Origin of the sequence: Carboxylicivirga linearis (assembly GCF_018271995.1) — a bacterium.
Taxonomy (GTDB): Bacteria; Bacteroidota; Bacteroidia; order Bacteroidales; family Marinilabiliaceae; genus Carboxylicivirga; species Carboxylicivirga linearis.
This window is the reverse complement of the sequence record NZ_JAGUCO010000004.1, coordinates 151,861-162,380: the sequence shown is the minus strand read 5'-3', so window position 1 is coordinate 162,380 and position 10,520 is coordinate 151,861. Positions and strand designations below refer to the sequence as shown.

At 35.3% G+C, this 10,520-nt stretch carries 6 protein-coding genes and 1 tRNA gene; 5 read left to right on the top strand and 2 right to left on the bottom strand.

Going from position 1 to position 10,520, the window contains the following annotated elements:
• Nucleotides 1-468: 468 nt before the first annotated feature.
• Nucleotides 469-542, bottom strand: a tRNA-Ala gene (locus tag KEM10_RS08255).
• 388 nt (nt 543-930) lie between these two features.
• Between KEM10_RS08255 and KEM10_RS08250 the strand changes: the two genes are divergently transcribed.
• The 3 genes from KEM10_RS08250 (at nt 931) to KEM10_RS08240 (ending at nt 4,164) form a co-directional block, all read left to right on the top strand.
• Nucleotides 931-1,614, top strand: a complete 684-nt coding sequence (locus KEM10_RS08250) for an energy transducer TonB (RefSeq protein WP_212215513.1) — start codon at nt 931-933, stop codon at nt 1,612-1,614.
• A gap of 98 nt (nt 1,615-1,712) precedes the next feature.
• Entirely contained in the window at nt 1,713-2,933 is a 1,221-nt protein-coding gene (hflX, locus tag KEM10_RS08245; RefSeq protein ID WP_212215512.1) for a GTPase HflX, read from the top strand.
• Nucleotides 2,934-3,285: 352 nt separating this feature from the next.
• Nucleotides 3,286-4,164, top strand: coding sequence for an adenylate/guanylate cyclase domain-containing protein (locus tag KEM10_RS08240; protein ID WP_212215511.1), 879 nt, complete (start codon nt 3,286-3,288; stop codon nt 4,162-4,164).
• A 34-nt stretch (nt 4,165-4,198) separates the two neighbouring features.
• Here KEM10_RS08240 and KEM10_RS08235 read toward each other — a convergent pair whose 3' ends face one another.
• Nucleotides 4,199-5,209: an aspartate-semialdehyde dehydrogenase gene (locus tag KEM10_RS08235; protein ID WP_212215510.1), complete on the bottom strand. Its 1,011-nt coding sequence runs from the start codon at nt 5,207-5,209 to the stop codon at nt 4,199-4,201.
• A 126-nt stretch (nt 5,210-5,335) separates the two neighbouring features.
• Between KEM10_RS08235 and KEM10_RS08230 the strand changes: the two genes are divergently transcribed.
• Together KEM10_RS08230 and KEM10_RS08225 are read left to right on the top strand one after the other, a co-directional pair.
• A complete protein-coding gene (locus KEM10_RS08230; protein ID WP_212215509.1) occupies nt 5,336-8,173 on the top strand; it encodes a lamin tail domain-containing protein in 2,838 nt (945 codons plus the stop codon).
• 308 nt (nt 8,174-8,481) lie between these two features.
• Complete coding sequence (locus KEM10_RS08225) at nt 8,482-10,380, top strand: methyl-accepting chemotaxis protein (protein WP_212215508.1); 1,899 nt, start codon at nt 8,482-8,484, stop codon at nt 10,378-10,380.
• Nucleotides 10,381-10,520 lie beyond the last annotated feature (140 nt).

Sequence of the window (10,520 nt, the reverse complement as noted above, 5' to 3'; positions counted from 1 at the left end):
GCAAAATTGATAATTTAAGATGGTTGGCTCATAGAAGGTATATGTAATACGGTTCTAAGAGATAGTGCGTTGATGCATGTTAATATAAATAAGTTCTTTAAAGCTTATTTATATTCTTCTTGTATTTTTTAATGTCAGAATGAGAGATTAATCTACTTTAACTTCGTTACGATAAAGCACCTTTGAGGAATTAAAAGTGATTGAATTTATTTATTCTTATAGGATGACTATTAGAAAGATTTTGACTTTTACATCAGACCTTTTAAAGGTCTTAATAGGATTAAACTTAACCTTTGAATGAAATAGCTTAAATTCGTTTATGAGTTTTTTCATGTAAGCAATAAAAGAATTTCCTTATTAAGGTATATGACAAGATTGGATTTAACTAATCGGAATGTTAGTCATTTGGTTAGTGAAAACAAAAAAAAGCGCCCACAGTGGAAGCCTGCAAACGCTTTATTTTCAATGTGGAGAATATCGGAATCGAACCGATGACCTCTTGACTGCCAGTCAAACGCTCTAGCCAACTGAGCTAATCCCCCATTAAATTCAAGTAAACAGCCGTTTCTGTTTTTTGCGATGCAAATATAGATGTTTTTTCAATAAAGTTGACTTAGGCACCAAAAAAAGTTTCTAAATAGATGCTTTTGGTGCATTTATTGTTGCAGTTACTTAAGAAGAAACGAAGGTTTCTATTGTAAAAGCAGAGTGGTATAGAAAAAGAATTAAACTGATTGTTGCCTGATTTACTTTTTAAAACAATAATGAATCTGGAATATTCAGAGAAAAACGACTAAAATAGCATGGAAATTGATTTTAAAATTCTATTTTTATGCACTCAAAAATTTGGGAATGGGGCAATGTGCCCTATGTAACATGAATAAAACTATTATTTATAGCTATCTTTAGGCACCAAAACTTTGATCTATTATGGAAGTAAAAAAGTCGCCGAAGGCAGATCTTGAGAACAAAAAGAGTGTCTTTATGCAGATCGGGTTGGTGGTCACTCTGGCAGTTGTTTTAATTGCTTTTGAATGGACAACAACCGATGTAGACGTATCTCAGTTTGAGATGGTCGAAGATCTCGAGGCTGAGGAGGAAATTATGCCTATTACAAGGCAGGAGGAAGTGAAACCACCACCACCACCACCACCACCAAAAGTAGCCGATGTATTAAACATCGTTGAGGATGATGTGGAGTTGGATGAGGAGTTGGACATCGAAGATACAGAAATGGAGGAAGATACTGAGGTTGACTTCTCTGATCTGGCAATGGATGAAGAGGAGGCTGAAGATGCTCCTGTATTCTTTATTGTAGAAGAGATGCCTGAATTCCCAGGAGGTGAAGAAGCATTACGTAAGTTTATTGCTCAATCAGTAAAGTATCCTGTAATTGCACAGGAGAACGGTATTCAAGGCCGTGTTTATGTTTCTTTTGTTGTGAACACAAAAGGTGCAGTAACTGATGTTAAAATTGCACGTGGAGTGGATCCAAACTTGGACAAAGAAGCGATTCGCGTGGTGAAATCAATGCCGGCCTGGACGCCTGGTAAGCAAAGGGGTAAAGCAGTAAAAGTATCTTATACTGTACCTATTAACTTTGTATTGCAGTAGATTATTTTATAAGTCTAAAATAAAAAACCCTCGCCGCAAGCGAGGGTTTTTTGTTGCTTATAAATGAGTATATTTGTGGCCTTAAAACACTAGTGTGAATGATTGAAAATCTGTCGACTCAACAGGAATTAGAGAAGGTTGTACTGGTAAGTGTGAAAACACCCGAAGTTACAGAGCAGCAAGTAGAGGAGTATCTGGATGAATTAGCTTTTTTAGCTGAAACAGCAGGAGCTGAACCTGTGAAGCGTTTTACACAGAATTTAGCAATGCCCGATCCCAAAACATTTGTGGGAAGTGGAAAACTTCAGGAGATAGTTGATTACATGAAAGTACATGAGGTAAAGACCATTATTTTTGATGATGAATTGTCTCCTTCGCAATTGCGTAACCTCGAGAATAATTTAAAAGTTTTGGTACTTGATCGTACTAATCTAATATTAGATATTTTTGCCCGTCGAGCGCGAACAGCTCATGCAAAAACACAGGTTGAGCTTGCTCAATACCAATATTTATTGCCTCGGTTAACTCGAATGTGGACTCACCTGGAGCGTCAAAGAGGAGGTATTGGTATGCGTGGTCCCGGTGAGAAAGAAATTGAGACCGACCGTCGTATTATCAGGGATAAAATCGCTAAACTGAAAACCGATCTTAAAAAGATTGATAAGCAAATGACCACCCAACGTCAGAATAGAGGTAAGTTGGTACGTGTGGCATTGGTTGGGTATACAAATGTTGGCAAAAGTACTCTGATGAATGTGATGAGTAAATCTGAGGTGTTTGCCGAAAATAAATTGTTCGCGACCTTAGATACGACTGTACGAAAAGTGGTTATAGATAATATTCCTTTTTTGTTAGCTGACACCGTTGGTTTTATTCGAAAATTACCTCACCATTTGGTTGAATCGTTTAAATCTACTCTGGATGAGGTGCGTGAAGCTGATGTGCTTTTGCATGTAGTTGATGTTTCACATCCGGGATTTGAACAACAAATAGAGGTAGTTACCGAAACACTTACTGAAATAGATAAAAGAGAGAAGCCCACCATTCTTGTTTTCAATAAGGTGGATGCCTATTCATATACTCCTAAAGAGGAGGATGATTTGACACCAAAAACCAGAGATAACTTTTCGTTGGAAGAAATGAAGGAGACCTGGATGGGTAAGCAGGATAATTGCATATTTATTTCAGCCAAAAACAAGGTTAACTTTATTGAATTTAAGCAGGTATTATATGATGCAGTAAAGGAAATACATACCAAACGATTTCCTTTTAATGATTATTTGTATCAAACCTACGATGATGAAAATAGTGACGAATAGATAGTTAAGAAAAAGAGCGTTTTTTGACGCTCTTTTTTTATAGTATTGCGTAACAAAACAGTTGCGAATAGGTACAACAAAGGTGATATACTAACAAGCGGACGGATTAAGTATGTTTTCCAGAGATAAGTTTAAAATTAAGATTCATCTATTATACAGGGCCTTTTTTTACCATTTGTTTTTTTGGTTAGCATCCTTATCCTTATTTGTTTTTATTTCCGGGATTGATTCCATATTTACGAATTTTTTTAATCTTTTGCTTAAAGATGATGTATATGGAAACACTTTTCTACTAAGTTTTTTTCTAGCACTATTATTTAGCAGTTTAGATGCGCTGTTCTCAGATAAAATAATGAGGCACTCGCCCATTCGCTTTGTTGTTTTTCTGCGCTTTATACTTTATTTCATTTTGGGTTACCTGGTAGTTTTCTTTTCTGAAAATAAAAGCCTGACTTGGGACGAACTATTAGATTATAAAGGTTTGGTCAATCGAATGCCTGAATTATCATTAACTCACATTCGTTTTCTTAGTTGGTTTTATATTTCGTGTATTTTAAATAACCTACTTAGAGGTGCCTTGCATAAGATTGGCATGGATAATTTTGTGTATTGGATACTGGGCATGCTCAATAAACCTCGTGCTGAAAAGCGTATTTTCATGTTTATTGATATGAAATCGTCTGTTACCATTGCGGAGCAGCTTGGGCATAAAAATTTCAGTTTTTTGGTGCAAGATGTTTTTAGCGATCTGGCTATTGTGGAAAATTATCATGGAGAGATATATCAATATCTGGGAGATGGGGCGATTATTTCTTGGAGTTTAAAAAAAGGGCTTAGAAATAATAATTGTATAAAAGCCTTTTATGCTTTCCAAAAAGTAATTCAGCGCAAAAGTATTTTTTATGATTTCAGATATGGTATGATGCCTGAATTTAAAGCAGGAATTCATATTGGAGAAATTATGGTTCTTCAGGTGGGGCGATATAAAAGAGATATTTCCTTTAATGGAGATACACTTAATACTACTGCCCGAATTGAATCGATGTGTAATGTGTGTAAGGAAAATCTTTTGATTTCAGGTGTTTTATATGAATCCTTAAAGGATAAGGAAAGGTTTACTTTTAAAGAGATTGATGGTCAGAAAGTAAAACTTAAAGGTAAACGCCAGGCCGTTCAGATCTACGGTGTTAAACAAAAACAGAAAAGTAAGAAGAAAAGAAAAAAGGCCTGATCAGATCAAGCCTTTTTAAATTATAGTAAGATGGTTATTTAATCAAACCTTCTTTAATCATATATTCTGCAATTTGAACAGCGTTAAGAGCTGCTCCTTTTTTAATCTGATCAGATACACACCAGAATGCTAATCCATTGGGATTGGCCAGATCTGAGCGGATTCTTCCTACAAATACTTCATCTTTACCGGCTAAGAATAGTGGCATCGGATATTCTTTGTTTTCAGGATTATCCATAAGTACTACTCCTTCTGCTTTTCTAAATGCTTCTTTAGCTTCTTCCGGAGCAATAGCATTCTCCGTTTCAAGCCATATTGATTCTGAATGTGCACGAAGAATAGGAACACGAACACAAGTAGCGCTAACTCTAATGTCGCTGTGCATAATCTTACGTGTTTCGTTAAACATCTTCATTTCTTCTTTTGTATAGCTGTTGTCAGTAAAAACATCAACCTGAGGAATCAGGTTCATTGCTAACTGATACTGAAAAGCCGATACATCAATATCTTTGCCCTCAACAATGGCTTTTGTCTGATTTTCTAATTCGGCCATACCACTTGCACCAGCTCCACTAGATGCCTGGTATGTTGAAACATGAACCTGCTTAATGTGTGAAATGTCATTAATAGGTTTTAATGCCACTACCATCTGGATTGTAGTACAATTAGGGTTGGCAATAATGTTTCGTGGAGCATTTTTACAATCCTCAGCATTTACCTCAGGTACAACCAGAGGTACATCCTCATCCATACGGAAGGCACTTGAATTATCAATCATGATTGTTCCGTGCTTAGTAATGGTTTCGGCAAAATCCTTCGACGTTCCTCCACCAGCAGAAGTCAAAGCAATGTCAATATCTTTAAAATCATCGTTATGTTTCAGTTCTTTCACAGTAAGTGTTTTACCTTTAAAGGTATAGGTTTTACCTGCACTTCTTGAAGATCCGAAAAGGATCAGTTCATCCATTGGAAAATTTCTTTCTTCCAGTACTTTTAAAAATTCTTGTCCTACTGCGCCACTGGCACCAACGATTGCAACTTTCATTGTTGTAAAATTTTAATTATATTTAGTTGGCAAGCATTTGTTTAGTATTTAGTGTATTGTTGGTGGATACTAAATAGCTTACACATTAGTGCAAAAATAGAAATATTTGTTATAAACCCTCACCCTATGAAACGCTTTTTATTGCTTTTAACGCTTTGTCCCACTGTTGTATTAGCACAATTAAACGAATCCTTTTCAGATGGTGAAATACTTAACAATCCCACCTGGTTCGGACAGGTTGATAGCTTTATTGTTAATGTTGAAAATCAGTTACAATTAAATGCTTCTGTTGCAGGTGAGTCATTTATCTATACAAAATCGGAGGTGATAGAAAATGCCCTTTGGAGTTTTGACATTAAATATGATTTTAGTCCCTCAACCTCCAATTATTCGAGAATCTTTCTGGTGATGGATAATCCTGATCCAATTAATGTAACAAAGGCAATATTCTGCGATGTTGGAAGAAACAGCGACCGATTGGAACTTGGAATTATAGAAAACGGTGAAGAAGAGATTATCATTCAAAGTGACGAAGGTTTATTGGGTGCCAATTCAAATTTATTTCATATTAAAGTTAACCGAACAGATAATAATTGGACTTTAAATTATAATATAGGCGAAGGAGAAATTCTAGTTGGTAAAACAGAGAAAGAAATAGGTTTTTCATCCTTTTGGTTTGGAATTTATTGTAAGTACACCAAAACCAGAAAAGATAAGTTCTTTTTCGATAATATTAGCGTAGAAGGAGCTGGTTTTCAAGATAAATATCCTCCGCAAATTTTGAGTTATGAAGTATTTAATGGCCAAACCATTCGTTTAATTTGTGATGAAGCTATCGATCAATCCTCAATAGATCCTAATAATTTCTACCTCTCTAAGTTAAAACGAGTTGCTTCAGATTTTTTTTATAATGAGGATTTAAATAGACTAGAGTTATATTTTAATCCAGCTTTAGATGATGTTGAAAATGATACACTACTGCTTTCTGGTATAGCTGATCGCTCCGGAAATATACTTTCGGCTGAATTGCCTGTAAGTTATCATCGCGTAAAGATAATCAAAGGTGAAATGGAGTCGCTTAATAGCTTATTGTTTCAGTTTTCGAAAGCAATTGATATTAATAGTTGGGATGACGCAAGATTGACTTTGGATTTTGAAGAAGTAGTCGATTTTACTATTGATGCTTCAGATGATCTACATTCTCAAAGGATTCAATTGTATCATTCATTGGAAGAAGCTCATAAATATGATTTGCAATTAATGGGATTGAAGGATGTAAGTGGAGATACCATTCGAGCTTTTAATGCAGAGGTTTGGTTCTTTCAGCCAGAGAGATTTGATGTGGTAGTTAACGAATTAATGGCAGATCCAAATCCGGTTGTTGAATTACCGGAGAGTGAATACGTTGAAATATATAATAGAACCGAGTTTGATCTTTCTTTAAAGAATTGGGTTTTACAAGTGAATGGTAAAAATGCGGTCTTGCCTGATTCAGTAATTAAAGGAAATTCCCACGCTTTATTAGTTGCATCACGAGATGCAGAGTTCTGGGGTAATAATATAATAGAGGTAGAAAAGTGGCCAGGGCTAACTAATAGTGGCTTTAATTTGGTTTTGTTAGATGATTCTTCCAATGTAATAGAGTCATTTAAGTATTACCCTGATGATGTTTCCGGCGAGGAGTTTAAGGCTGATGGAGGGTGGTCAGTAGAAAGACTGGATGTGGATAATATGTCGGGGCGACCTGATAACTGGCAATGGAGTGTTGATTTAAATGGAGGAACACCTTCAATAGAAAATTCGGTTCAGCAGGAATATAAAGATGAAATTCAGCCGCGGCATGTCTATACAGAGGTTATAAGTGATTCCGTTTTTCGATTCCATTTTAGTGAAGTTATGAATTGTATCGACGAAGAGTGGAGTTTTACAGTTCATCCCCAATTACAATCCTTTAATTGGGTTTATGATTCCTTATTTCTTCAGTTCATCGATCTTGAGATTGGGGAGCAGTTGGTTACCAACAAACAATATTCAGTAAATTTTAATAATCTTCGGGATTGGGCAGGAAATGAGTTGATTGATGATCATCCTATTCAGATAGCAATTCCTGATTCTTTAGTCTCAGGAGATGTTGTAATCAATGAAATATTATTCAATCCATACCCCGATGGGGTTGATTTTGTTGAAGTGGTAAACGTTTCAGACAAGGTGCTCAACTTAAATGAACTGTATTTTGGGTTATGGAATGATGAGAAGATTATTCAAAAGCTCTATCCATTCTCTAACCTGCAAAGGTTATTGTTTCCGGGTGAATATTTGACATTAAGTGAGGATAGTCTAACGTTATACGATCAATATAAGTGTGAGAATAAATATGCCTTTTTAAATACACAAATGCCTACAATGCCCGATAAGGAAGGGGCGGTTGTTATTTGTAATCAGGGTGGAAGAATTATTGATTTTTTAGAATACTCCAATGATATGCACTTTGACCTGATTCGCGATACAGAAGGTGTTTCTTTAGAGCGATTGGCGACAGATAAGCTAACACGAGATAGGCAAAATTGGCATTCTGCTGCGTCTTCTGTAATGGCAACACCTGGATATATAAATTCGCAGATTATTTCTAATTCTGAGACTGATAAATCCATTGCATTAGATTATGATGTTTTCACTCCTAATGGAGATGGGGATAAGGATCAGCTTATTATCAGGTATAATAATGATGATTCTGATGTAGCTGCTAATATTCGAATTTTTGATAGCACAGGTCGTGAGGTACGTTACTTGATAAATAATAGTATAATGGAAAGAGAAGGCTATTATATATGGGATGGATTGGATGGAGAAGGACAGCGTTTATCTCCAGGTATTTATATTCTTTGGTGTCAACGAGTTTCTGCTTCAGGTACAGTTATAAAAGATAAATTGGTTTGTGTGATTGGTGTTGACAGTAATGGTTGACATGTAAATAGTTGTTCTAAGAATAAAAATTAAAGTAATAAATTACCGAATATTTAATCAAATAATTCGGTTGTTTAATGTAGGAAAAGTGAATATTCACTTTGTTAAAATGTCTTAAATACCATATAATCAAACTCTAAAGGAGTATTTGTTGTTTTGTGTTGTTTCAACACTAAGATTATATTTGCATCTGTCGAGACCGATATAATTGGGGGTTGGAATCGACATTAACCTGGTAAAATTATATAATGAATTGACTGTATGTATTCATATTGAATAATTCATTATATCAAAATTCACAATCAAAAATGAAAATTAGAAATCTTTCTATTCGGATTCGGTTAACTATTGCTTTTGTAATATTAGTGTTTTTTGTTGCATTGGTAGGGGTTGTAAACCATTATTCATTAAACCAAACCACTACAATAGTGAATGAAGTCAAAAACCTGGCAACTGCTGAAATGAACTTGCAAAAGGCAAGGTTAAAGGTGATGTACTTTATTAAATTCAGTGACATTGTTGCTGCTGATGAGGCAGTTGACTTTATGGATAACGCTATTAACAATATTGATTACCAATTAAGTATTGTTGATGATGATATTGAAGAGCTAAATCAGCTTGGTAATGCTATTAAGGATTATAAATCAGGTTTTTCTGGTTTTGTTGATTTGGAAAAACAGAAACAGGAAACCCGATTGTATTGGTCAAAAGTCGGAACGGATCTTGGCGATGTTCTTACCAGTAATAAGCATCTCAACAAAATGGGCTATATTACTATACAGTTATTAAATGCTCATAGTATATTAAGGGTAAATGCCTGGCAGTTTGTGGCTAATCAAAGTGATAGCGATGGTGTTATAAATACTGAAGCAATAAATAATTTGGAGGAAAGTATAATTAATTGCCAAAGAATTCTTGAGCGTGCAAAGGTAAAATTTCCCCAATCAACATTTCAATTGGCTATAAAAGAAGCTGCAGATGGATACCTTAACTATCAAGAAGCTTTTGTGAAATTTAAAGGAGCCATTCTTCAACAGGGAGAGATGATGAGAGGAATGCAGTTAAGTGGTACTAAAGTTGCAACTTTAACAGATAAATTAGTAAAGGTTCAAACTGAAAAGGAAGAAACTGTTATGAAGCGATCTAAAGCCAGATCTCTTATTATACTGGTTGTGGCAATGATTGTGGGGTTAATTGTGGCATGGTATGTTTCACTTAGTATTACCAAGCCTTTAAAAGATAGTTTAAATCTGGCCAACAGTCTTTCAGAGGGAGAACTGTATCATAGTGTAAAGGTGGAAGGTAAAGATGAATTATCAAAGCTAAATGATGCTATGTTTGTGATGAATCATAAGTTGAAAGAAGTGGTGAGCGAAATAAAAGGAGGATCAGATCAATTATCTGTAGCCAGCGAACAGGTAAATACCACATCTCAGGAATTGTCTCAAGGTTCAAGTGAGCAAGCAGCTTCATTAGAAGAAGTTTCAACCACAATGGAAGAAATGTTGGCAAACATTGAGCAAAGTAATAATAATGCTAAAATTACCGCTGAGAAGTCACAACAAGCCTATAATAATCTAACTGACGCTAATGAGAAATCTAAAATAGCAATGGAAGATAATAAGACTATCTCAAGTAAGGTTGCAGTTATTAATGATATTGCTATGCAAACCAATATTTTGGCATTGAATGCTGCTGTGGTCGCTGCCAGAGCCGGAGAGCATGGACGAGGCTTTACTGTTGTAGCCAGCGAAGTACGTAATCTGGCTGAAAGGAGTCAACAAGCTGCTGCTGAAATAGTCAAGCTGGTTGAGAGTAGTCGACAATCGTCACTTATTGCCAGTGAAAAATTAAGTAGTGTATTGCCCATTATTGAAGATTCAAACTCAATGATGAAGGAAATTGCAGCGGCATCTTTGGAGCAACGAGACGGAGCTAACCAAATCAGCAGTGCTTTGCATCAACTGAATACTGTAACACAGCAAAATGCAGCAGGAAGTGAAGAGTTGGCAGGCAGTGCAGAAGAGCTCAGTTCTCAAGCGTTACAGCTTAACGGATTAATCAGCTTCTTTAAGGTTGATGAAAACTCAAAATATACTTATAACAGTAATAAATCTATTGGAAACGATGAAATAGATAAAAAAGCTGGTTATCAACAATCACAAACGGAGGTGTACGAAGAAGAGGCTTACGAAGCTATTGTATAATAATAGCAAGTTATAAGTTTTGTAAGATTATATAGGAAATTTGAAATGTATTAATTCTTACTTTATGTTTTGCTTTTGTATTAATAATCAATATATTTAATAAATATTGCTACAATTCAACCGGTCGGATAGATAAATAA

Excerpts from the sequence above, each read along its gene's own strand:
- KEM10_RS08230 (WP_212215509.1), top strand. The coding sequence starts at position 5,336 with ATGAAACGCTTTTTATTGCTTTTAACGCTTTGTCCCACTGTTGTATTA.
- KEM10_RS08240 (WP_212215511.1), top strand. The coding sequence starts at position 3,286 with ATGAGGCACTCGCCCATTCGCTTTGTTGTTTTTCTGCGCTTTATACTT.
- KEM10_RS08250 (WP_212215513.1), top strand. The coding sequence starts at position 931 with ATGGAAGTAAAAAAGTCGCCGAAGGCAGATCTTGAGAACAAAAAGAGT.
- KEM10_RS08225 (WP_212215508.1), top strand. The coding sequence starts at position 8,482 with ATGAAAATTAGAAATCTTTCTATTCGGATTCGGTTAACTATTGCTTTT.
- hflX (WP_212215512.1), top strand. The coding sequence starts at position 1,713 with ATGATTGAAAATCTGTCGACTCAACAGGAATTAGAGAAGGTTGTACTG.
- KEM10_RS08235 (WP_212215510.1), bottom strand. The coding sequence starts at position 5,209 with ATGAAAGTTGCAATCGTTGGTGCCAGTGGCGCAGTAGGACAAGAATTT.